General features: G+C 72.3%; 25 protein-coding genes. All 25 read right to left on the bottom strand.

What is annotated here, in order from left to right; all coding sequences use genetic code 11:
- A partial coding sequence (gene mobF / locus ABZ815_RS51145; protein ID WP_357710375.1) for a MobF family relaxase occupies positions 1-3195 on the bottom strand: 3195 nt, incomplete at its 3' end.
- A gap of 203 nt (positions 3196-3398) precedes the next feature.
- Positions 3399-3557: a hypothetical protein gene (locus tag ABZ815_RS51140; protein ID WP_357710372.1), complete on the bottom strand. Its 159-nt coding sequence runs from the start codon at positions 3555-3557 to the stop codon at positions 3399-3401.
- 3 nt (positions 3558-3560) lie between these two features.
- Complete coding sequence (locus ABZ815_RS51135) at positions 3561-5024, bottom strand: hypothetical protein (RefSeq protein WP_357710369.1); 1464 nt, start codon at positions 5022-5024, stop codon at positions 3561-3563.
- A 281-nt stretch (positions 5025-5305) separates the two neighbouring features.
- Complete coding sequence (locus tag ABZ815_RS51130; RefSeq protein WP_357710367.1) at positions 5306-5788, bottom strand: hypothetical protein; 483 nt, start codon at positions 5786-5788, stop codon at positions 5306-5308.
- A 17-nt stretch (positions 5789-5805) separates the two neighbouring features.
- Positions 5806-6075 carry a hypothetical protein gene (locus ABZ815_RS51125; protein ID WP_357710365.1) on the bottom strand — a complete coding sequence of 90 codons (270 nt, stop codon included), beginning with the start codon at positions 6073-6075 and terminating at the stop codon, positions 5806-5808.
- A 33-nt stretch (positions 6076-6108) separates the two neighbouring features.
- Complete coding sequence (locus ABZ815_RS51120; protein WP_357710363.1) at positions 6109-7311, bottom strand: plasmid pRiA4b ORF-3 family protein; 1203 nt, start codon at positions 7309-7311, stop codon at positions 6109-6111.
- 92 nt (positions 7312-7403) lie between these two features.
- Positions 7404-8024: a hypothetical protein gene (locus ABZ815_RS51115; protein WP_357710360.1), complete on the bottom strand. Its 621-nt coding sequence runs from the start codon at positions 8022-8024 to the stop codon at positions 7404-7406.
- Between the two features lie 125 nt (positions 8025-8149).
- A complete protein-coding gene (locus ABZ815_RS51110; RefSeq protein WP_357710358.1) occupies positions 8150-8479 on the bottom strand; it encodes a hypothetical protein in 330 nt (109 codons plus the stop codon).
- On the bottom strand, positions 8479-9777 hold the full coding sequence (locus tag ABZ815_RS51105) for a hypothetical protein (protein ID WP_357710355.1): 1299 nt from the start codon (positions 9775-9777) through the stop codon (positions 8479-8481). Before ABZ815_RS51105 ends, ABZ815_RS51110 begins: the two co-directional genes overlap by 1 nt.
- Before the next feature lie 360 nt (positions 9778-10137).
- Positions 10138-10368: a hypothetical protein gene (locus ABZ815_RS51100; protein WP_357710353.1), complete on the bottom strand. Its 231-nt coding sequence runs from the start codon at positions 10366-10368 to the stop codon at positions 10138-10140.
- Between the two features lie 642 nt (positions 10369-11010).
- Entirely contained in the window at positions 11011-11595 is a 585-nt protein-coding gene (locus ABZ815_RS51095; protein WP_357710351.1) for a Pycsar system effector family protein, read from the bottom strand.
- A 211-nt stretch (positions 11596-11806) separates the two neighbouring features.
- A complete protein-coding gene (locus ABZ815_RS51090) occupies positions 11807-12136 on the bottom strand; it encodes a hypothetical protein (protein ID WP_357710349.1) in 330 nt (109 codons plus the stop codon).
- Positions 12133-12690, bottom strand: a complete 558-nt coding sequence (locus ABZ815_RS51085) for a hypothetical protein (RefSeq protein ID WP_357710347.1) — start codon at positions 12688-12690, stop codon at positions 12133-12135. Before ABZ815_RS51085 ends, ABZ815_RS51090 begins: the two co-directional genes overlap by 4 nt.
- A 4-nt stretch (positions 12691-12694) precedes the next feature.
- Positions 12695-13753 (bottom strand): hypothetical protein, encoded by a 1059-nt coding sequence (locus tag ABZ815_RS51080; RefSeq protein WP_357710344.1) that lies wholly within the window; start codon positions 13751-13753, stop codon positions 12695-12697.
- Positions 13750-14055 (bottom strand): hypothetical protein, encoded by a 306-nt coding sequence (locus ABZ815_RS51075; protein WP_357710342.1) that lies wholly within the window; start codon positions 14053-14055, stop codon positions 13750-13752. Before ABZ815_RS51075 ends, ABZ815_RS51080 begins: the two co-directional genes overlap by 4 nt.
- Before the next feature lie 124 nt (positions 14056-14179).
- A complete protein-coding gene (locus ABZ815_RS51070; RefSeq protein WP_357710340.1) occupies positions 14180-14617 on the bottom strand; it encodes a hypothetical protein in 438 nt (145 codons plus the stop codon).
- 254 nt (positions 14618-14871) lie between these two features.
- The gene (locus tag ABZ815_RS51065) at positions 14872-17025 is read right to left on the bottom strand and encodes a hypothetical protein (protein WP_357710337.1); all 2154 of its coding nucleotides are present in this window, start codon (positions 17023-17025) and stop codon (positions 14872-14874) included.
- Between the two features lie 125 nt (positions 17026-17150).
- Entirely contained in the window at positions 17151-19040 is a 1890-nt protein-coding gene (locus ABZ815_RS51060; protein WP_357710334.1) for a hypothetical protein, read from the bottom strand.
- On the bottom strand, positions 19037-19297 hold the full coding sequence (locus tag ABZ815_RS51055; protein ID WP_357710331.1) for a hypothetical protein: 261 nt from the start codon (positions 19295-19297) through the stop codon (positions 19037-19039). Before ABZ815_RS51055 ends, ABZ815_RS51060 begins: the two co-directional genes overlap by 4 nt.
- Positions 19294-19707: an ATP-binding protein gene (locus tag ABZ815_RS51050; RefSeq protein ID WP_357710328.1), complete on the bottom strand. Its 414-nt coding sequence runs from the start codon at positions 19705-19707 to the stop codon at positions 19294-19296. Before ABZ815_RS51050 ends, ABZ815_RS51055 begins: the two co-directional genes overlap by 4 nt.
- Positions 19707-19955, bottom strand: coding sequence for a hypothetical protein (locus tag ABZ815_RS51045; RefSeq protein WP_357710325.1), 249 nt, complete (start codon positions 19953-19955; stop codon positions 19707-19709). The genes ABZ815_RS51050 and ABZ815_RS51045 overlap by 1 nt, the downstream gene beginning before the upstream one ends.
- Positions 19952-20665: an SsgA family sporulation/cell division regulator gene (locus ABZ815_RS51040; protein ID WP_357710322.1), complete on the bottom strand. Its 714-nt coding sequence runs from the start codon at positions 20663-20665 to the stop codon at positions 19952-19954. The genes ABZ815_RS51045 and ABZ815_RS51040 overlap by 4 nt, the downstream gene beginning before the upstream one ends.
- Complete coding sequence (locus ABZ815_RS51035; RefSeq protein ID WP_357710320.1) at positions 20662-22065, bottom strand: DUF2637 domain-containing protein; 1404 nt, start codon at positions 22063-22065, stop codon at positions 20662-20664. Before ABZ815_RS51035 ends, ABZ815_RS51040 begins: the two co-directional genes overlap by 4 nt.
- Positions 22065-22718 (bottom strand): hypothetical protein, encoded by a 654-nt coding sequence (locus tag ABZ815_RS51030; protein ID WP_357710318.1) that lies wholly within the window; start codon positions 22716-22718, stop codon positions 22065-22067. Before ABZ815_RS51030 ends, ABZ815_RS51035 begins: the two co-directional genes overlap by 1 nt.
- Positions 22715-22936 carry a helix-turn-helix domain-containing protein gene (locus ABZ815_RS51025; RefSeq protein WP_357710315.1) on the bottom strand — a complete coding sequence of 74 codons (222 nt, stop codon included), beginning with the start codon at positions 22934-22936 and terminating at the stop codon, positions 22715-22717. Before ABZ815_RS51025 ends, ABZ815_RS51030 begins: the two co-directional genes overlap by 4 nt.
- Positions 22937-23032 lie beyond the last annotated feature (96 nt).

Raw genomic sequence — 23032 nt, 5'->3', positions numbered from 1 at the left:
GACCCCGTACGGGCTCTGGGTCAGCGCCAGCAGCGCGCCAGCCCTGCGGACGGCGGCCCTCGCCTCACGGTCGGCGTCGGCCAACTCCTGACGTGCCTGCCGCAGGCCGTGGCCATCCGGGGCGTGGGCACGCCCGGCCGCCGCAGGAGACCGCATGTCGCGCTCGGGTGCGGCGGCGTGTTTTGCGTGCCGGCGGGCGATCGGCTCGGGTTCGGTGGTGATCAGACGGTCGGCGCGGTCGCCGCGCAGGGTGGCGGCGTAGGCGGCGACGGCGCGCTGCAGCTCGACCTCATGCCCCTCCGGCTCGCCGAGGCGGGCCCGGTCGGCGTCGCTCTCCAGCAGCTCGCGAGGCAGATACAGGCAGACAGCCTCGCGATCGCGGCTCATGGCCGCATACAAGCTGTGCGGGTCCAAGCCGTACCCGTAGACCAGGACCCGATCGACGGTGGCGCCCTGGGTGGCGGCCACCGTCATGGCGGTGCCGTACCCGAGCCCGCCGGCCGCGATAAACCCCCGGTCGAGCCACTGCTGTTCCAGGCGCGGCCCATCAGCATGCGGGGCACGCCATTCGACCAGCACCCGCCGCTCCTCATCGATGGCCACCACCTGGCCGCGGTAGCCGTTGAGCACGTCGGCACCTCGGTCACGCCGGGCCCGGTAGTCGTTCTTGTGGACCCGCACGTGATCGCCCACCGCCAAGGCGAACGTGCGGCCACCGGCCTGCCGGTAGCGCACGTCCGGGCCGGTGATCTCCCCGGCGGCGCGCCGCACCGCCCGGGCCGCGCCGTTCAGCCGGTCGACGTCGGCGTTGCCTCCGGCCAGCAGCGCCAGACCGGCCAGCTCGGCGTGCACGTCGCCGGCGTAGCCGCGGCGGGCCTGCTGCCAGTCGGCCAGCATCGCGGCCAGGGTGTCTCCAGCGGTGCGCCCGGCGTGCACCCGCCCGGCAGCCCTCCAAGCGTGCAGGGCCTGCTCGCGCTGCCCGGCCCGCCACAACTGCAGGGCGGCCCGCTCGCCGTCATCACGCTGACGCCGATTCTCCTCCAGCACCGCTCCGCCGACCTGGCGGTGGATCGCGGCGAACGCCCCGCCCACACCGATCGCGCGCAGCTGGACCGGGTCACCGATCAGCACCACCTTGGTGACAGTGCGTCTGGCCTCGCTCAACAGGACGGCCAGCTGCCGGTCATCGACGATCGCGCCCTCGTCGACCACCAGGACGTCGACACCGTCCAGGCCCGGCCCGCCGGTGATGCGCCGCAGCCAGGCGGCCACTGTGCCAGACCCGATGCCGGACTCGGCCGCCAGCCCCAGCGCCGCCACCGCAGCGGTGGCCGCGCCAGCAACCACCAGGCCACGGCTCTCCCACGCCGAACGAGCGGCCGCCATGATGGTCGTCTTCCCGGCGCCAGCCACACCGATCACCGCCTCAACCGCGTGCCCGCCACGCACCAGCCGCTCCAGCACCGCCCGCTGCGACCGCGACAACGCCAGGCCCGTACCGGCCTCGAAAGCGCCCAGCGCCAGCTCGGCAGCCGTCTCGTCCACCACGGCCAGACCGGCGCCGTACCCGGCACGGGCGGCCTGCAGCGCCACCTGCTCGGCACCGGTGACATCGGCGGAGGTGTAGCGCTCGCCGTTGGTCAACGTGGCCGCGCCGGCCGGGACGCCCAGCGGCACCACGGGGCCGTGCTGCAACACCCGGTCGGTCAGCGCGTCGGCGTCGGCCAGATCGGCCACGCCGTCGGGTAACGCCTCCAGCACATCGGCCAGCACGTCAGCCCGGGTCACGATCTTGGTGTGGCCAGTCAGCCCGGCATCCGGTCGCCAGATCCACTGCGCGATCTCCTCCGCAGAGGGCCGCTCCGGCAGGCCCGGCGCGGCGCCCACGCAGGCGGCGGTCAGCCGGGCCGCCTCGACGCCGGCGGCGCGGGCCTGCCGCCGCCAGGACATGCGCGCGTCCACCAGCCCGGCCGGGGCACGGACGCTGTCCTTGGCCTCGCGGGTCTTGGCTCCTGCCGTCTTGCGCTGCGCGGTGCTCGCCGCCGCGGCGTCGGCCAGACCCATCGCGGCCAGCAACTCGGCGGCCTGGTCACCGCGCTTAGAGAACAGCGCGCGCAACTCGGCGCCGACGCCGGCGATCTCCCACGCGCCAGTGTGGGCGTCGCGCTTCCACACGGTCCCGTACCGCTCGGTCAGCAACCGGCGCAGCCGGGCCTGCACCAGCGTGCCCGCGGCCTTGTCATGGCGGTACAGGTCCCGGCCGCCGTCGCCGAACACTCCCCACCTGCCGTCGACGCCGCGCACCATGTTGGCCAGCACCACGTGCGCGTGCAGGTGCGGGTCGCCGACCTGCCCGCGCACGGGCCGGGCCGACCGGTGCCACATCACCCAGCCCATCAGCCCGGTGCCCTCGACCCGCTCGCCGAGCGCGCCCTCGCCCTTGTGCCCGCGGATGCCGTACCCAGCCCACTCCTCCACCGCGGCCACCGTGTCGGCCACCGCCTGGGCGAAGGCGTCCTCGATCCCGCGAGCGAGCTCGTCATCGGCCAGCCCGTACAGCACCGACACGCTCTTGGGCAGGTCCAACGTCAGGTCAAAACCACGGTTGCCGACCTGCACCCGCGAGTGGCGGTGCGCCCGCGCGGCCTGTAGCCGGTCGGCGTCATGGAGTGCCTCCAGGTCGAGGCCGGCCACCGCGGCCAGCCGCTCAGCGTCACCGATCGGGATCCGGTGCGCCTCCCCTTGCCGCTCCACCCCGCGCTGCAACCGGCCCGCCCGCGCCACCGCCCACTTCACCCTCGACAGCAGCTCCGCCACGATGACGCCGGCGTCATCGGCGGCCTGCTGCAGCGCCTCCAGCAACGGCATCGCGGCCAGCTGCGACAGCGGGTCGGTGGCCTTCTTCGGCTCCACCAGCCGCTCGCCAGAGTCCGGGTGGCAGCCATCCATCAGCGACCGGGCCGCCAGATGTTGCTCGGCGGTCAACGGCGCACCCGCCACCATGCCCTCGACCCCGAACTGGGCCAGCCCGGCGCCGATCCAGGTCAGGCCGCACCCGGCCTCCTGCTCACCGGCGAGCTCGCCGCCCGCGCCGTCACCGGCCAGCCGGTAGCCGACCTGATCGCAGCCGGCTCCCTCACGCAGCCGGTAGTCGATCTGCACCTGGGACGGGCCCAGCACGGTAACCCACGCCACGCCGGATCACCCCCTGCGCCCTGACCTGCAGGTTCTCGGACTTGCGTATCGCGTCAGCGATACCTGGGTTCTTATGAAGATCTTGGCTTTGACTTGATGGTGACTCCTGTGGGGCAAAAATGGCAATCATGGAAGTCAGATGCGCTGGCCTCGGATGTGGCTGGGATTGATGTACGGGCAGGGTGTCGTCTGCCGTTGGAATATCAGTGAGTACTGCCGCCGCCGAGGTCTTCGCCGGTCAGCCGAGCCCGGACGGCGATGACCTCCTCGAAGGAGAACGTCCGGGCCTCGCTACCGGTGAGCTGCAGGTGATCATGCAGACTCGGCACATACCCTTCCTGGTCATCGCGCGGATGCTCCACGGCTCATCGCCTCGTTTCATCATGCTCGGCGAGCCAGCCGGCGAAGCGCTCCGGCCAGACGATCGCGATGCCGTGGTCACTGCACGCGCGGACCAGGTCGCCATCGGCTGGTTCGCGTTCGCAGGCGATGACGGGATGAATGCGCCCCGCCGATGTGGTCAACCCGGTCGCGTAGTGCAGCACCTGGCCGATGGCCAGCCGCACCTGCTGGACCTCGTTGGCGTCGGTGAGGCTCTTGACCTCGGCGATGTAGAGATCACCCGTGCTCGAGAGCCAGCCGAGGTCGTATTGGCTCTCGTGCGGGGCAGGGCGCAGCGGGGTCAGCCCGGCCGCCAGCAACGCCTCGGCGAGCTGGTTCTGGACACGATTGTGAGCGCGAAGACCCCGGCCGGCCAGATCAGGATCACGCCCGCCCCCTTCGCGGGTGCCCGTCGCGAGTTCGGTGTGCTCGTCGACCGGCTCGTAAACACGCCCCACGCCAGCGTCGGAGGCAGCGGGGTGCACGCGGTAGCTGGAATGGACTTCGCCGTGCTCGGCCTTGCCCCGCGGGTGTTCCTTCCACCAATACTGACCGGACAGCCTGCCGAACAGGGGCGCTTCCGGCCGGTAGGTCTTGAAATGCCCACGGCAGAGGTGCAGCGCGCTGCCCAATCCGTCGGCGCTCGCATTCCCCTCGCGCTCCAAGGCCCGGGTCACGGGTTGGATGTCCAAGACGGAGTATCGGGTCAAGGGGACACCGCGGCGTTTGTGATGCGCTCGCGACTGCTTCTCGCCAGGAACCTGCACGACGACGTCGACGTTCTTGCTGTGCATCAACCCGAATGTCATGGCCAGAGTCGCTACGGCGATGCCGTACCCCATGACCAGCCGCTCGCAGAGGTTCTCCACAACGCCCGGGTGATCGGGGTCCTTGGGGAAAGACATCCTGGTGTAGGGGGTGGGTAGCTCACCTTCCGGCTGGTAGCGGCCGTCTTCGCCCAGAAACCATGTCATCAGGGCAAGGATGAAGGGCTTGCCCTTGTCCCATTCGACGAACAAGTTCGCGTCCATCACCCAGCCGCCCCTGGCTCGGGGCTGGCGGGACACCGCCCAGCCGAAGGCGTGATAACCCATCCGGTTCTCGACGCCCTGTACCTCCACGAACGTGAGCTCATGCGGCGGCACCACGATCACCGTGGACAGCATCGTGTAGAGATCTTCGGGGCGGGTGTAGGTGTCGGTTAGGTATCGGGCGACGTTCTCGGCAGCGATCACCTTCGCCTTGCCCAGCATGTCGGTCCGCAGTCCCTGGCCGACCTTGGCCCGGATACTGCGAGCGGCCCACTCACCGCCGGGCCTGCGCAGAAGATCATGGAAGGGCTCGAGCGTATCTTCCCAACCCGGCACCCGGCTCGTTGCCAGAGCGAGGTCGTAGTAGCTGGGCGCGGACGCGCCCGTCGCCATGATCCGATCACGCAGCCGGGTCATCGATCCCCACCTTCACCCACGATGGCCAAGGAAGACACCACCCCACAGTGACGTCCGGCTACGACACTTCCCCGGCACCGAAAGCCACTGACAGCAGGTGACAAGGAGCACTGACATTCCGAAGGCAGACGACACAGGGAATTCTGGCCTCTCAGGTCTCGGCGGTTACGTGCTCGTAGAGCCCCACGTTGCTGTTCTCCAGCACCGCTCCAGACGCGAAGCGGCCCCGGCCCACAGACAGCCTGTCGGCCGGGGCCGTTTCGCGTGTCCTTCGTGCCGGGCTAGTGGGTACTGGTCGGGGTGGCCGTCGACGGCGCGGTGGGGGAGGGAGTGGTCGACGGCTGCGACGCGGCGGGGTCGGGCAGATCGCCGGGGACGGGCTTGGGCTTGCCGCTGATGCAGGAGTCGACGAAGAACTCCTTGACCTGGGCGCGCCATTCTGGTGTCTCTCCACCGCCAGTCACGTCGTCGGGGGCATCGTTGATGACGCCATTGCCCACGAAGGCGCGCTCGCAGCGCCCCTTGTCGATCTGGGCCTCCTGGGAGTAGAGCAGCTTGTAGGTGTCCACCCCGCGGCCGGCCACCTTGCGCAGATAGGTCATGCGCTGGTCGTAGGTGGAGGCGGGGCTGCAGCCGATGGTGGCGATGGCGGTGATGACAGCCGCGGTAGTGGCGGCGCACGTCCGGCGGGGGAGGCTCATGGAGACCGATTGTGCCGCCGGGCACCGACAAACCGTCATCACTTTACGGATCTGGACGGTCACAGACTCCGACTACATGATCATGTATCGAGTGCCGCCGTAGGACTCGCGGCCACGCAGTTGTAAGGATTGCGCGTCGCCGGGCTTCCCTCCCCGGGCTTGGTCGCCTTGACCGCGTCCCACATCGCGTCGGCATAGGCCCACAACGCTTCCCGGGCGCGCACTTGGCGGGCCCGGTCGACCGGGCCCAGTTGCGCCAGCAACGCCGCGTCCAGCTCGGCCAGGTCGTCGGCCAGGTCAATCAGGTTCTGCTGGTGCTGGGCGTCCCACGCATCGCTGTCGACTGTCACGATCGCCACGGTACGCCGCGAGCCCAGCCACGCCTATCGCTTCGCTGTCATGTCCCCCGAGCTGCGCGCGGCGGCCTGCTGGGTCCATAGTTTGGCCAGCCCGGCCAGGCCGGTGTTGACCTCGGTTCGGTCCCACGCGGCGGGGTCCCATCTGGTGGTGCCGAAGATGTGCTTGGCCATCTGGTACTTCCAGCCCTTGCGGTGGCGCAGGGCGCGCAGGTGTTCGGCGTACCCTTCGGGGCCGCCGCTGTCCTCGGGCGGGCAGGCGCGGCCGCCGGCGCTGCAGCGCGGGTAGGTGGTGTTGCGGGCGGCCTGGTGGACCTTCTCCACAACCAGGTCGTGGTCCCAGCAGTTGCCCATGTCGTAGCGGTAGCCGAGCCAGTCGCCAACCTGGGGGATGAGCGTGGCCAGCGTCACCGCGCTCTCGTCGCGGGCGTTGTCGCCGTACTCGACGTCGCCGTCGCTGAACAGGTGCAGGTGGTGCTGTTCCCAGCCCATCGCGACCTGGACCACCTCGTGCAGCTCGGCGAGCGTGGCCGTCGACGGCACGTGCACGCGCCGCCACACCGGCGTCTGGACATCCCGCAACGTGATCTTGATCTGGTGGACGCGGCCGCTGCCCCCCACCGAATGCCCGGGGTCGGTCGCGCGGCCGGTCACTGTGGCTCGGGGCGCCGCGTCGACGTCGACGGTGGTGGTGGCGGCGATGGCGTTCGCCTCGGAGACGTGCGCCGCTGGACCGTCGTCTTGTCGCCGGCGGCTGGGCAGCAGGTCGTCGTAGGCATCGACCGACGGCAGGGGCCGGGTGTCGACCGGCAGCCTGTCCAGGCTTGCCGTCAGCTCCGCCGCGCCGGCGACGTCGGCCGCGTCGGCCGCGTGGGCGGCCTGGGTGATGCGGGTGTAACGGCGCTGGGCGGCGCGGCGATCGCCGACCCGCAGCACCGGCGCGAGGGCGTCCCAGGTGACGCCGGCCTGGCGGGCGGCGGCGATCAGGTCCGGCTCGGCGTTGGTCAGCCAGTCGCGCACGGCCGCCAGCAGAGTCAGCGCGGCCAGCGCCTCATCGCCAGTCAGGGTGTGAGACCACGAGCTCGGCTCGGCGAACTGAGCCAGCGAGGCGAGCTGCCTGAACCAGCCCGGCTCGAACCCGGGCGGCACGTAGCGGGCACCGCCGGCGGGGTCGTCGGTCAGGAAGCGGGAGGCCTCGTGCGGGTTGGTCAGGTCGTAGGCCGGGTCCACCGCGCGCCTCCGGGAGGTGTCGTCAAGACGATGACGGATCTGTCATCGCGATGATGACAGGCGGGCCGTAGCAGGGTGGCGTCTTCCGTGGATCACCGGTCGGCCGTCGGCGTGCTCGGCGAACTGCCGGCGGACTGGGTGGCCACGACGCGGGCCAGCCAGGCGCGGTCGGCCGCCACGGCCGCCGCGTCCTCGAGGTCGGCCGGTCCCTGACCGGGTAGGGCATGCCGGTCGACGGCGCGTTGGAAGAGCTCTTCAGGCTCGCGCAAGGTGATCGATCCCGACGAAACCCGATCCGCGTGGCCCTCAGCGGGCCGTGAGGACTCGAACGCGCCATTCCCGGCGGCTGGGGCCGGGGAGGGGGGGTGTATGGCTCCAGGGGGCGCTGAGGGGCGGCTGGCCGATGCGCCCGTCTTTACAAAGTTAAGGCGGGTTCGTCGCTGATCTTGCTGCTGGATGGCGGCGGCGGCGGCCGGAGCTGCGGCGTCGATGCGGCGGGCCAGCAGGCGCTGGTGCTCGGTGGCGGCCGCCGCGCGGGTCTGGGCGAGCGTCTGGTGGCGGACGGCGCGCAGCTGGGAGGGCGAGGAGGCGATGCCGCCGTCCGGGGTGCGCCAGGGGGTGAGCCGGTAGCGGATCCAGCCGGGCAGCCAGCGCGGGTCGCTGGTGAGCGTCCAGGCGGTGCCGTCTGGGGTGTGGTCCAGGGCGTGCAGCACGTCGGTGGGTGTCCAGCCGGCGCGGAAGTGCTCGCGCAGCAGCGATCGCAGGTGCTTGCCGCTCCTCTTCTCCTGGGAGGGTGTGCAGGTCGGGCTCCTGTACTTTGTAGATTTCCTTTAGCGCGTCACCGGGTCTCGCCCGGCAGACGGTCACGCCGGGCCCGAGCACGAGCCCGCGCCAGAGCCGTCTCCCGCGCCAAAGCAGCCTTGGCCCGCTCGATCTCCGCCTCGCTCGGGCCGGCCGCTTCCTCGGGCTCTGTCGCCCACCGGGTCCGCTCGACCTGCTGCTCGGCTTCCGCGTCAGCGCGCTTGCCCCGCCATTCCTCGCCTGGCCGCCACTCACGGCGCCGCCGAGCCGCCTCCTGCCCCTGCTCCCGCATCGCCTGGGCCGCCCGCGGCGAGCTCGTCTTCAGCCACTCACGCGCCAGCGCCGCCCACTCCCGTGCCTCCGCCATCACGACACCTCCCTCCCAGCCGCCTGCCCAGATCTGCGTTCGGCTCTCCAGGCGGCCAGTGCCGCCAGCTCGGCCGCCTCCTTCTCCTGTCGGCGACGCTCGAGCTCGGTGCGGGCCTCCCGCCAGGCCGTGTTCGGCCCGGCCGCCGGCGCAGACGCCACCGTCTCCGCCAGGGCGCCGTCGTCCTGGGCCGCGAGGCGGGGGCCCCGGACCTCCAGCCAACCGGCGGGGGGCGCCCAACCCCCCCAAAAACGTGGCCGCCCCCCCACCACCCCACCCCCCCCGTCCCCCCGGGCCGCGAGGCGCGGCCCAGGCACCTCCAGCCACCCGGCGGCGGCCGCCATCCGCGCCCATTCCTGTCGCCGCGCCACCTGCTCCGCACGCCGGACCGCGTCGGCGGCCGCACGCTGCTGCGACCGCGAGGGCAGCGGCCGCCCCTGGTCGTCCAGCCACGCCGACAGCCGATGCCACACCCAGCCCGGTACGTTGCGGATCTCCGCCGTGCTCGACCACGTGTACGTCCACCGCGAATCGTCCGGACGCACGTCAAGCGCATGCAGCACATCGGCCGCGGTCCACCCGCTGTCGAGGAAGGTCCTCAGCCACCACCGCAGGTACCAGGCCGTGACGCGCCGCAGTACTGGGGTCTCCGCACGGAGGCGCTCGCACAGGGCAACCTTGTCGCGTTTCGTCCCTGGCGTGGTGTGCAATGACCACTCAGGTGAGATGCGTGGCCTGAGGCGTTTGAGTGATGATCTCTGCTGATTCGCGCGCGTGGGAAAGATTGTTTCTCTCCTAGGGAGAGAAACAGAAGGGGGTTCACTTGTGTATCCAGGCTGGTCAACAGCCAGATCACGGTGTTCGTCGCGGGTAGTGCGGCGGGGGACGGCCAGCACCCAGACGGCGGCGCGGTGGCCGAGGCCGTCATCAACCAGGCCCGCCATCGTCCCCTTGCGGTACTGGCAGGTGCTTCCCTGCTCGACCACGCCGAGCCAGCCCCGGTCCCTGAGCCACCTGACCCATCGCTTCACCGTCGGCTTGGCCAGCCCGGTCACGTCGACGATCCGCGCGATGGTCGGCCGGGAGCACATGGTCGCCCAGTCGGCGCCCCACACGATGATGTTGGCCACGCGCAGCAGGTTCGTGTAGCCGTCGCAGCGCAGCTCCAGAACCTGCGCGTCCTCCTTGAGGGTGCGCAGCCACTCCTGCTGCGAGCCGGCCCGGCGCATCCCGCGCGGCACTGCGGCCGCGATGACCGCCCGCGACGGTGCGTTCAGGAGGTTGGGCAGGTCCGACACGCCGGAGAGCACCGTCCAGCGAACACCGGATCGGTGCTGCCTGCTGGGCGTTTTGGTGACGCGTGTCCGACACGCCACGGTTCCTGCTGGGGGGCATGCTGGCATGGCCCCACGTTCAAATGCCATAATGGCGATTGCCCTTCTGATGGACCTCAGGAGGCACGACAAAGCCCGCGGGCGGCCTGCCAGGCCGACGCGGTAATACCGCCGGACGATCCTCCTTGTCGCTCAGCTCACAGGGCCTGCGAAACCATGTGGGAGCCGAACGACGTAGTGGATCGCTCGTCAGGAAACGCCCCGCGCTGCGGGGCTTTCTTGTTGTTAGGGGTACTCCTCCATGACAGGACGCCAGCCGTACAGCTAGGCAGCCACCATCTCGTCCCGGCCGAGCGGTAGCTCCTCCTGGGCGCCGGGCTCGGCCTGCGAATTGGGCTTGAGCGCTTCGCGGAGCACACGCTCGACGGCGGCGGCGAATGAGCCGCCCTCTTGAGCATGCCGAGCCTTCAACAGGCGCAGCAGCTCGGGGTCGGTGATCGACTGCGAGTACCGATGCACGACTGTGGCCGGAGGGCCAGGCTTGCGTCCGCTCATGGTCGCCAATCATGGCGCATCCACGGTTCACGGTTCCAGGTTTACGTGGGCGTGTCGCGCAACAACTTTCCGTGTTTTCGATCATGGTCAGGGTATGGCGGCCTCGATCTTGTAGAGAACGCCGGACATCGACCCGAATGTCTGAGGCTGGCTGCTGTCTACTGGGGGACTGGCGGGCAGTGCGGTGCTCGATCAGGGGGGCTAGGCCAGGTGCCGGCGCGCTGGGGCGGGGCCGGCAGACCGCATACTGCGTCCGCATGGAGTGATCACTATCAGATTCTCTGACAAATCGTTCGGCAAACTTGTCAGAATGCCTGCTCAAGGCCTGATTTTCGCCATTTACACTCTGCAAAGGCCGGTTAGGGCGTTGCTCCACGCCATCGGCCGCAGCGCCCGACACGACTGCCAGGCTGGCAAGCGGCATGACGCTGACCAACGGGTGCTCAGAAAGGCGGCAGGTGCCCTGCCCACCCGTTCGCTGACGTTCTGTCGCGCTCGTGCTCGGGGCAATGCGGCCGTCCATCACGCCGTGCCGACGTCTGAGCGTGGCTTCTGTAGGGCGCTGATCGGCTGAATGGCATGCGGCGTGCCTCTCTCCCGTCCAGGCGGGAGAGAGGCACTGTGCGGCGTCTGCAGCCACGCTTAGACGCCGTTCAGGATCAGCGGCAGCGTGACGCCCAGGACCAGCAGGTCGGCCAGCATGATGTCGATGGCCATGCGGATCAGGTCGTTCTTCTCCTTAGTGATCTTGGACAGGATGAGCAGGTTGTCGGCGGCGGCCGCCGCTCCTCCCTGTACGCCGTTGTGGGTGCCAGCCAGGGTGGTCAGCAGCTCGGCACTGCTGGCGGCGCGTGCGTGCGCGACGAAGCCGGTCCCGCCGGTGCGTGGGATGCGCGGCCGCACGGCCCGCAGCAGCAGCACCGCGGCTACGGCTAGCAGCAGCCCGGCCGCCCACAGCGCGACGCCGCCGACCAGGCCGGTGTGCGGGCCGGTGACGGCCAGCGCGGTCAGGCCGGTCAGCCAGCCGAGCGTAAAGGCCAGCAGCGTGTTGGCCTTCGCGTCGATGCGGGCCAGCTCGGCGCGCACCGCGTCGGTCTCGCGCGCCAGCACCGATGGCGCGCCCGGGAACGAGGGGGATGAGGTGGTGGTCATGTCCGCGCCGTTCCTGCGCTGGCCGTGCAGCGCGGGCACGTGGCGCTGCTGAACTGCGCCGAGTGGACCGAGCACCACTTCAGGGGCTTGGCGGGACGGTCGCCCGCGCCGGCGGGCCAGGGCTTGGAACGGCTGGTGGTCGATGACATAGGTTGGAACTCCTCTGTTGAGGGCCCCGGGCGCGGTTCTTGGTCGGATGGCGCCTGGGGCGTTGTCGTGTCAGGGCGGGCGCCCCGGACACCCCGCCCGGCCCATGGCCGGGCGAGGACCCGCAGCGTCCGCGCCGTCACGCGGCGCCCTCCATGTCGTCCGCACCGGCCCCGACTTCGGCGTCGGCATCGGCCTCCAGCGAGGCGATCCACTCCTCAGCCAGCACGGCCTGGCGGTGGGCCTGAGCGATGACCTCGATCAGGCGGCGACGCAGCTCGTCCAAGACGCGCTGCAGACGGGGCAGCAGGGCCTGCACACCGAACTCGGGGCAGGTGCGGGCCAGCGCGACCAGCTCGGCGGCGTCAGCCTCGGGCAGCCGCTCCAGCAGTGCGCCGATCGCCTCGACCTCCGACAACGCCCCGGCGGTGGCGGCCGTCCTGGAAGTGGTGGCGGGGATGCCCGTCATCGGGTCACCTGCCGCACGCTGGCCAGTTCGGCGTAGCGGGTGATCTGGAAGGCCAGGACCGCCAGCGCGGACGCCTCCAGGGTGGAGAGGGCCAGCACCGCCGGCGCGTGCGGGCCCGCGGCCCACACCACGATCAGCGCGGCCAGCGGCGGCAGGCAGAAGGAGGCCAGGTTCACCGCCAGCTGCAACCACCTGCGCGAGATGCGGCGGCGGTCGGTGCGGTGCTCGGTCTCCCACTCGAACATCGGCAGGTCGCTGACGCCGTCGACCAGGCCGTGCAGGCGCGGCCCCAGCCGGTCGCGCACGTATCGGCCGATCTCGGTGATGAGGTGGTCGTTGTGCAGGTGGGTCCAGCCGAGCACCAGCCCAGCCAGAGGGAGCACCAGCAGCAGTTCCAGCCGTCCGGCCGTGGCGGTGACGGCGGCGATCGCGGCGGCCGCGGTCAGCATCGCGTAAAGCAGCTGGTCGCGGGTGCCGATGCGAGAGCGCTGTTCGGCCTTGAGGGCGTCGTACTCGCTCAGCAGCACCGTGACGGCCTGTTCGCTGGTGTCCATGGAGTCACTCACCTCCGGCGACGACGCTGTGAGCGTTCTGGAGGGCGGCCTCGCGTACTGTCCGGGAGCGGTCGGCGGCCAGGCGTTGCACCGTCGGTGGGGGCGTGGCCGGATTCGCCGCGACGGCCGAGCGCACGCCGACGGGCTGCCGCTGGTGGGCCAACGCCGCCAGCAGGCGTGCGGGGCAGGCCGGGTTGCCCGCCAGTTTCGCGCGCACCTCTGGTGTGGGGTCGGCGGCCAGGAGGACAGCGGCCGCCTCGGTGAGCGCCGGGGCCTGGGCGACGGCGCGGGCTACCCACGGGTCGGGGTCGTGGGCCAGCCGGTCGATGGCGGCGGCGGGGCAGGCCAGGTTGCCGGCGAGCCTTGCCCGCACATGCCGGTCAGAGTCTGCCGCCAGCATCGGCGTGAGGTGCGGGGGCAGGGCCGGGTTTCCTGCGGCCGCCGCGCGCACGACGGCGTCCTGGTCGACGGCCAGGCGGGCCAGCGCCGCGGGTGTGGCCCGGGCGTGGGCGGCGGCCGCGCACCGCACCATCCATGTCGGGTCCTCGGCGGCCACGTCGACAATGTGCTGGGGCACGCCCGGGTGCAAGAGCGCGCCGTGCCGTGCGGTCACCGTGCCCAGCAGGAAGGCCGCTTCGAGGTCCTCGAGCGGCAGCCCGGGGTTGGCGGCCGATGTGTTGGAGATCAGCCCGTCGTCGCTGCGGGCCAGCTCGGCCAGTACCGCGCCGGGTGTGAAGACGTTGCGGGCGACGGCGACGCGCACCGCGTGGAACGGGCTGCCGGCCAGAACATGCAGCGTGGGCGCGTGGCAGCACCGGGCGAGCGTCATCTCGGCGGTCTCACGGGCCCACAGTGACGGGGGGACGTCGCGCGAGGAGATCAGCTCGTGTGGCAGCCGCCGGGCCGCTGTCTTCTCCTTTTCGGCGATCTCCTGACTCGACAGCAGTATCAGCATCCGTTCCATGCGGGGGTGCGCCGCGGCGGCCAGCGTCAGGAAGGGGAGGTCGTCGATCGTGTATGTGGCCGACGGCTGCCGATCGTCGTCGTGCAGGTGCGGGTTCATGCGGTCCTCCCGCTGAGGGGCAGCGACAGCGCGGGGCTCGCCGTGTGCGTCTGGACCAGGCAGGCCGGGTAGGCCATGGACGGCCGTCGGGTGCAGGCCCCGACCTGGACGGCGGTGGCGGCCCGCTCGTAGGCGCGGCCCTGGTTGAGCAGGCCGATCATGAGCACCAGGCCGCCGCCTGTCGGGTGCTTGACGCCCATGACGATTCCGGCCGGGTCGGTGGTCGAGGCGGGCGGCGGGACCGGCGCGGAGGTGGTGAGGGCGAGCGCGAGCGTCGCGGCCGCCAAGGTGGGATGGGTCATGATGGGAGTGCCCTTTCTGGACCTGTCGGGATGGATGGGGTTGTGCGGGCGCGCCCGCCGCGGCCGGTCTTGGCGGATGGACCGCGGTGGTGCGCGCCCGTGTGGGTGTGCGGGGCCTGGGCCGTCAGGGCAGGTTTACTGGCGGGGTGTGCGGGGTCCCTCGGCGGGGGCAGTCGGCCGGGCAGTCGGGGCACAGGCCCGGCTCGCTTGGCGTCGTGTTGCCGCCGTCGACGTTCCACAGGTGCTCGCTGACGCGGGGCGTCTGGCCGCGGCTCAGGTCGGCCTCGTGGGCGCGGCGGAACAGCGGGCCGATCTCCTCGGCCATCGCCACGAGGTCGGCGTGCGCGCTGGCGAGGTTCTCCAGGGCCTCCAGCACGCTCTGGTCGATTGGGTACTCGCCTTCCAGGCGCCGGCTGTAGGTGCGGATCGCGGTGGCGGTGAAGTCGTCCACGGCCGCGATCTCGTCGAGCTCGTGGGCGACCTGCCACATGTCCAGGGGGGCGTGTGCGGCGGCCACGGCGTTGAGGTCGGCTGCGGCGGCGGCGATCGGGTTGACGGTCATCGGTCCTCCATTCGGTGACGGTGAGTGACGTTCAGGTGGTCGGGTGCGGTGCGTCCGCAGGACGGCTGTGAGGGTCGTGGGGGGCCGTGGGGGTCTGGAAGGTGGGGGATTCAGGGCTTCCAGACCCCGGAAACAGGGGGGTTCCCGGCCCTCGCACACCCCCACACAGGAGGCCGTTTCCGCTGGTCGGACGGGTGTGTGGGGTTACGTGCGGGGGTGTGGGGGCGTGGGAGCCACACGTGGGACCCCCACACTCACGCGGCGGGCCACGCGGCCACCTCCGCCGGCACGTCCAGCTCGCCCCGGGCGATACGCTCCGCAGCCGCCTGAAGGTCGGCCCGCTCATAGCCGCGGCCCCGCTCGCCGTTGCGCAGGAACGCGTTCGGCAGCGGGGTGACCCCGATCGGGCGCAGCAGGTCGGCCAGGACGGTCGTGGTTAGCGCGAGCGTGGCGCCGAGTTCCTCGCTGTGCAGCCGCCCGGTGCGCTCGGCGTCGAAGACGGCCAGGGCACGGCGCAGGATCTCCGGCAGTGGCGCGGCCGGGGCGGACGGCAGGGTGCGGACGTGCTCGGCGCGCAGGGCGTCGCTCTGGCGCGGCCGGGGCAGGTCGGGCCAGGAGGCAGCCGAGCTCAGCGCCGGGGCGGCGGGTTTGGGGGCCAGCTCGCGCAGGTCGGGCCACGCGGTGGCGTCCGGGCCGCACGGCACGGGCGCCAGGTGCGGCCTGGTGGCCGCACCGGCCGGGGCGGCGGACGGGGCGGCGGACGGGGCGGCGGGAGAGGCATGGTGCACCCCGGCCAGCTCCACCTGAACGCCATCGAGGTCGGTGAAGGCCTGGCGCATCCGGCCGTAGCGGGTGGAGTAGGCCTGGCCGGCCACACCGCGGGCGGCCGGATCGAGCTCGGGGCGGATGCGGGCCACGGCCTGGGCGGCCTCGACGATGTCGCCGGGCCGCATGAAGTAGGAGCGGAACGGGCGCGGCGTGCCCTGGCCTGCCTGGATGAAGCCGCAGCCGACGCCGGGCAGGTCGGCCAAGGACAGGCCGCGGTTCCAGCCGAACAGGAAACTGAGTTCCTCTTCGTCGGTGACGTACATGCCGACCCGCACGTCGGACTGCTTCTTGATGTTGGCCGAGATCATGTCCTGCGTCGCGCGCAGGGAGCTGACGACGACGTTGCAGGCCTCGTTACGGCCGATGCGCTGCAGTTCCTCCAGCGCCTCACGCAGGTCACGCAGCACCGGGTCGCGGTTGGCCGGGGCCAGCGCCTCGGCTCCCTCGTCCACGATGACGACGATTTCGGGCAGGTCGGCGCTGACCGGCATCAGCGAGGAGTTGGCCTTGATCTTCAGGGCGCGGGTGGACTTCTTGCGGTCCTTGGCGATGGCCAGCGCGGTCTCGGCGATCGTCAGCGCCTCCTGGGGGGTGGCGGCGGCCCAGTCGACGGCCGGCCGCGCCGAGTCGCCCTCCAGCCAGGGGTGCAGCCAGGCCTGGCTCATGCCGCCGCCGTTGAGGTCGATGTGCCAGACCAGGGCGTCGCGGCACAGCCCGATCCCGGCGGTCAGCGCGTGCAGCGTGGTGGTCTTGCCCGACCCCTTCTTGCCGGTGACCAGCGCGGACGCCTCACGCAGCATCACTTCGGCGGGGCTGGAGTCGCGGTACTCGCCTAGGGCGAAGGGCTCCAGGATCGAGCGGGCCCGGTAGTCGGCCGGGTAGTCGATGTTGTCGGTCAGCCGGTTGACCGTGGCCACCCGCAAGACGACGGCGCCGCGGTGCGCGCCGGGGGTGACCTCCACGCCGCAGCCCTGCGGCAGGCGGGCGTCGGTGGCCAGCGCGTCGCAGGCCACCGCCAGCTGGGTGCGGGTCGCCCCGGCGCCGGGCAGGTCCACGTGCACGTCGAAGCCGCACCGGGTCGGCCAGGTCACCACGTTGGTCACCTGCACCCGCATCCGGCACACCCGCTGGATGCGGTGCTCCCACTCCTCGCCGACCTTGGCGGCCCGGCCCAGCACCAGCGCCCGGCCGGCGGCCTGCCCCCTGGCCTTGCGCGGCGCCGTACGCCCCACCGGGGCAAGGATCCCGGCGGTCAGCGCGCCCACGCCGAGCGTGGCCCACACGCCCTGGCTCCACAGGCCGGCAGCCAGGGTGTAGGTCAGCCACGACCCGGCCCCCAGCCAGCACGTCAGCCGGTACAGCAGCCCAGCGGGCGGGTGCGCCAGATGGGCCGAGCGCACCACGATGGCCACGGCGCCGGCAGCGGTGGCGGCGCCGCCCCACAGCGGCTCCACGCTGGCCAAATCACCCGCGACAGCCACGGCGGCCAGCGCGAGCGCCCCTTGGGTGGTCGCCGCGACCGCGCTGCGCGGCTTGAGCGACCAATCGGCCTTGATCTTGGCAGGTGTCTTAGCGGTCATCACAGATCTCCGGTTCATCCATGCAGGTCAGAGGTTCTGGGAAGGGGGTTCGGGTCGGTTCCGACCGGCGCCCCGGCAGGTCAGGGCCGGGACGCCGTACGCAGCCTCACCCGAGGGGGCGGGGGTCAGACGTTCCAGGCGCCCTCGTTCACGCGCGGGGCCTCCTCGCGCTTGAGGTCCTCGGCGTGGACCGTGCGGAACAGGGTGCCGATCTCCTCGGCGCGCTGCACGAGCTGGGCGTGCGCCATGTACAGCTCGCCCAGTGCCTCGACCACGGCCGGGTGGATGGGGTACTCGCCCTGCAGGCGGGTCGTGTACGTCCGCAGGGCCATGCCGACGTTGGCCGGGACCTCCGGAAGCTGGTCAAGCTCCCGCGCGACCTGCCACATGTCGGTAGGGGCGTGGGCGGCAGCGGCGGCGTTAAGTTCGGCCGCGGCGGCGGCCAGCGGGTTCGCGCTCATGGCGTGGTTCCTCCTGGTGTAGGCGGTTGGTGCGGTGTAGGGCGGACGGCGCCGGCCGTGACCGGCCGCCGTGGTTGTGGGCTTGCGGACGAACAGCAGCTCGGTGCCGCACGCGCACCGGACCCTGCGGGCGCGCTGGCCAGGCGCGATGGTGGCGGTGTGCCAGGCGCCGCACCCGGCGCACCGGCTGGTGCCGGTGACCGCCTGGTCGTGCTGGTCGCCGAGGTCGACGTGGTCCCAGTTGCCGGGCGGGTCGTTCGGCGCGCGGAAGAACCGGATGCGGTGCCCGCACGCGCAGGTGACCCAGATGTCGTGCTCCTGGCTGGGGATGGTGGCGGTGACCTTGGTGCCGCAGCGTGGGCACGCGGCGCTGGCGGCCAGGGCTGGGTCGCCGTCGTCGGCCGGCGACGTCGCCTTCGCCTCCTGCGCCGTCGCTGTGGTCGTCTCGGCCTGGGCGCTGGTCTGCGCCCCGGCGTTGGCGGCCTCGACCTTGCGGGTCTTGCGGGCCTTGCGGCGGCGCCATGCCTCTGACAACACAGCGACCAGGGCCAGGATCGGCCCGGTCACCGGCCCGTGCCAGCCCAGAACGGCCGCGGCGCGACGCCGGCGGGCCCGGAAACTCCGGTCAGTGCCCACCGTGGCGGCCCGGTAGGCGGCCGACACGCGCTGGCCGGTCTTGCGGTCGGCCCACACCCCCGCCTTACGGGCACCGGCAGCGGCAGCGCGGGCAGCGGTCCGGCCTGCGGTCGCGGCACGGGCGGCGCTCTTGTCGACCGTGTGGTCGAGCCAGGCGGCGGCGCGGCGGGCACGGCCGGTCCTGCTGGTCCTGCTGGTGGCGGCACTCTTGCGGGCCCCAGGACGGTTCCCACGGGTCGCGGTACGGGTGAGCGCGGACGACACCCCGGCCACCCGCCGGCGGACAGCGCCCATCACGCCCGCGCTCTTGCCCGCGGCGGACCTGCGTGCCGCGGCGCCGCTCCCGGCCGGACGGCCGCCACGCCCTGCGCGAGGCGCGCCCGCCTTGCCGCCACCGCCCACGCCGCCGGAGCGGCCCGTCCTCTTGGAGCCGCTGGAGGCGGTGCTGAACAGCGCGGACCTGCCGGACGGCTTCCGGCCGCCGAGTAGACCTCCCAGGGAGGCCCTGCCGCCACCACTGCTGCCGCTGCCGCCGCTCTTGAACGCCGTCCTGGTCGCTGTCCTGGTGGCTGTCCTGGTGGCCCAGCCGTCGCCAGGACGCGTGCGGCGGCCGCGACGGTGGCGGACGTAGGCCACAGCGCCGCCACCGGCCAGCACACCACCGGCGACCAGCCCGGCCAGGCCGGTGAGCTGGTAGAGCATCCCCAGCAGCACCGTGCCGCTGGTCACGCCGCCCGCGGCCAGGTGACCGGCCGGGATCCCCGACGGCGCTTCCTCGCCCACCTCCTCTTCGTCTTCGGCCGCCTGGTCGACGTCGTCGGCCGGACTCTCGTACGTGACCGGCGGTGCGGGGCGGGGCTCCTCGCTGCCGTCGACCGGGTCGGCCATCGGGTCGACCGCTGGGTCCTGGTGTGTCATCCGTGCTCACCTCCCGCCCGGCGGGGCCGGGGCTTGGGGATCGATACGGGGGAGACGGCGGCCACCAGACGGCGGCGGGCCGTGTTGAGCGCGGGCAGCGCCGACAGCCCGGCCACCAGGCCGGACAGCCACGCCGCCACCGGTCCGGGAAGCGTGGTGAAGGTCAGCCCCCACCAGGCCCCGGCCGACAGGACGGCGATGGCCACCAGGTGGCCGACCACCGACTCGGCGCGGCGTGACTGCCTGGCCCGGCTCATCGGGCCGCCTCCGCAGGCCAGTCCAGCCAGCAGCACACGGTGCGGCTGGTCGGCTCGGCGCGGACCTCGTAGCCGTCGGCCAGGTGCTTGACCAGGGCCAGGCCGTGCCCGCCCTCGCCCTCGCCTCGCATGGCCTTAAACAGTGCGGGCCCCAGGTCGATGCAGGTCACGCCCACGCTGTGGGCGGTCGTGTCGATCTCGACCTGGACGGCGAACCGACCGCCCGGCGCTCCGGACGCGCTGTGGAGGATGGCGTTGGTGGCCAGCTCGCTCACGACCAGAGCGACGTCGTCGGCCCGGTCACAGTCGGCCGGCAGCAGCCCGACCGCCCACGCGCGGGCCTGGCCGATCGTGGCCGGGATGCCCTCGAAGGAGCGGGCGGCGGCCTGCGGCATCGTGATCGTGGCCATCACGCCCCCTCCGCCCGGGCGGAGGGGATGGCGGTCTGGGCCAGCAGCCGCATCGGCCGGGCGCCGGCGGGCGGCACCTGGCCGTGTTCGGCCAGGCACTCGCGCAGGTAGACCAGCGGGTCGGCCTCGCCGAGCGCGGCGGCCGCGACGCTGGCGCGGGAGGCGGCCAGCAGCTCGCTGTAGGCGGCGGCCAGCATGACCAGCTCCGACAGCGAGCACGCCCTGGCGTGGGGGGAGGTGATGGTCATGACGCACCGTCCAGTGCGGTCTCGAAGCGGGCCGTCAGGAACTCCTGCGCGGCCTCCACGGGCAGCAGCAGTTCGACGTCCCCGGGCACGACCAGCCGCAGCGTGCGGGACCGGGCCTGACGGGCCCGGCGCGCCGACCACACCTGGGCCGTCAGCCTCTCGCGGGTCATCCGCCAGGTCACCGGCGTGCCGGTGCTGCTGGGGAAGGTGAAGACCACCACGCCGGCGTCGTCGACGTCGGTGGCCAGCGTCCCGGTACGGGTCCGCCCCCAGGGGTTGTCGGCCTCGCGCAGCGTGACCTCGACCTGGTGGCCCAGCATCGCGGCCAGCTCGGCGTTCCAGTCCACGTGCTTGTCCTCACACCCCAGCCGCACGACCTCGTAGGTGGCGTCGATGAACTGCTCCACCACCGCCCGGGAGGCGAAGAACGGCAGCAGGACCGCCTGCTCCGGCAGCAGCGTGACGATCAGCCAGCCGTCCCGGTCGCCGGGGGCGATCTGGACGTCGCCCTGCCCGGTCGTGGTCTCCAGGCCGTCGATCAGCAGCGCCCTGCCGAACACCCAGGGCAGCACACCCTCGGACTGGGGGAACAGCAGCTGCACCGCGTACGGGTCGCCTGCGTCGAAGAACAGGGTGGCGTGCACCGGCTGGTCACGCCGATCGACCGGCCACAGCGTCAGCGCCTTGGTCACCGAGGTGACAGCCTTCATGCCGCCACCTCCCCGGCCAGCAGCTCGTCCCGGAGAGCGGCGGCGGTCTTGGGCGCACACCGCAGGGTCGTGCGGATCTCCTCCGCCGTCGGCTCCGAGCCGAGCTGACCCAGCCCGATCAGGGTCTGCAGGATCTGCCGGTGCTCCTCAATCGATCGACGCGGCGCCGGAGCATCCCCGGCGGGCAGCTCGATCGATCGACGCTGACGACGATCGACGGAGGCGGGCTTGGGCCGATCGATCGACGGCTTGGGCGCCTCAATCGATCGACGCGCACGTCGATCGAGGGCGGGCGAAGGCAGCTCGATCGATCGGGGCTCGACTCGATCGATGCGCACCGTGTCGATGACGGTGCCGGTGCCAGTGTCGGTGTCGGTGTCGATCGACGCAGCAGGCGTCGGCAGAACCGGCGTCAGCGCCGGCCGATCGACAGGCGTGACGATCGGGATCGGGCGGCCGACCACCACACCGCCGACCATCGACAGCTCACCCTTGCGGGCGGCCTTGCGGTCCGCGCGGGCCTGACCACGCAGAATCCGGGCAGTCAGTCGGCGCTCGCGGCGGCTGGCGTCCGGACCGACGCCGTAGCGGTCGATCCACGCCGCCTGCCACGCCGCATCCAGTGAGCACGCCGCACCGCGTGCGGCGGCGATGCTGGCGGCCTGCCACGACAGGCGCGGGTAGCGCACCCGCCGCCACAGCGCGGTGCGCAGCTCGGTCAGCGACCGGCCGCTCTTGCGCTGCCGGCGCGCCATCACGGTCAGCTCCCACAGCCCGACCCCCAGCAGCGAGGCCAGGCCGCGCACGATGCCGACCTGCATCCCGTCGTCACCGAACACGGCCGTGGTGGTGCCGTGCCAGACGTTCATCGCAGCCGCGACCAGCGCCAACGCCCAGGTCCAGGCGCGCAGGCGGCCGGTCGGACCGATCGCCTCCAGCGCCTTGTGCGTCAGCCACGCCAGGTACCAGGCGCTGCCCTCCAGAGCGACCGGCACCGCGACGGCCAGCGCGCCGAGCTTCATGACCTGATCGCCGAACTCCAGCTGGCCATCCCACGCGATCGCGATGGGCGCCCCCATGGCAACCGCGCCGACCAGCAGCGGCACCCGCTGGCTGACCACGACGGCCACCGCACGGGCGGCATCGGCCAACCGGGCCCGGCGCTCCTTACGCCGAGCGGCCTTCTCCGCCTGGCGCTGCTTGCGGGCCTTGGCCTTGCGCTCCCGGCGCTCGGCGCGTGCCCGCTCGGCGTCCCGGCGGCGCGTCTCCTCCAGTTGCAGGCGCTGGGTCTCGATGCGCAACGCGGTCTCGGCGCGGACCGCCTCGGCCTCGGCCAGCCGGGTCTGCGCGTCAGCGGCGGCGACGGTGCGGGCGGACTTGGCGTCCCAGTAGGTCGTCATCAGCCACGCACCCCCACGTCACTGCCGTTTCCGCTGTTCAGCTGGGTGTGGGGGGCACACGTGTGGGGGTGTGTGGGGTCCCACGTGGGGCTCCCACAGTCGCAGACGGCACCGGAGTTGGGGGCGAGGCCAGACCCGGTGAGGCGGCGGCTGGTGCGCCACCACAGCAGCCGCGACCACCAGCCGCCGCGCCGGGCTTCGAGGACGTCGGTGATGTCGGCCAGGCCCTCCTCGACCGCCTCCTTCACGGCCAGGACCTGGTCGGCCTGGTTGTCCATGCGGTCGGCGAGCGTGCGGGTCAGGTCGCCGACCGCGCCGGCGGTGTCGGCGTCATGTGCGGCGACGGCAGCGACCGCGGTGGCCAGGCCGTGCACCAGACTGGCGAGCTGGGCCAGGTCCTCGCGGGGAGCGGTGATGGCCTGGCGCAGCTCGGCGCGCAGCCCGGCCAGCTCGTCGGCGACGGCCAGCATCGCGTGCGCGGTCGCGGCCTGCGCGGCGTACATCGCGGTCGCGGCGTCGTCGCCCTCACGCAACGCGTAGCGAGGGTGCTGGTCATACATGGAGGCGTCGTAGAAGCGGTCCCTGTTCGCCGCGTCGGCCAGCAGGGCCTTTGCCTGCTCAGCCGGGGCGACCGGGGTGTTGGGGGTGGTCATGACGCCACCGCCTCGGCGGTGACGTCGCTCTGGAGGGCGGCGTAGACGGCCGCCTCGGGGAAGCGGAGGAGGCGGCCACCCGGCGTGCGGATCGCCGCGAGCCGTCCGGTGGCCGCCCAGCGGACCGCCGTCTTCGAGTCGACGCGGAAGAGGAGCCCGACCTCCTTCGAGGTCAGCATCCTGTCGCCGGTGGGGGACAGATCAGCGATGATTGCCATGAGTCGGTTTCCCTTCAGGTTTCGCGACTCGCCGCGGCCTCGGTGCATCACCACCGGGGCCGCTTTGCGTTGGAAATCGGACATCGGTCGCGTGGG

It is taken from the genome of Nonomuraea sp. NPDC047529 (assembly GCF_040642995.1).
GTDB lineage: Bacteria > Actinomycetota > Actinomycetes > Streptosporangiales > Streptosporangiaceae > Nonomuraea.
This window is presented reverse-complemented; position numbering and strand designations above follow the sequence as displayed.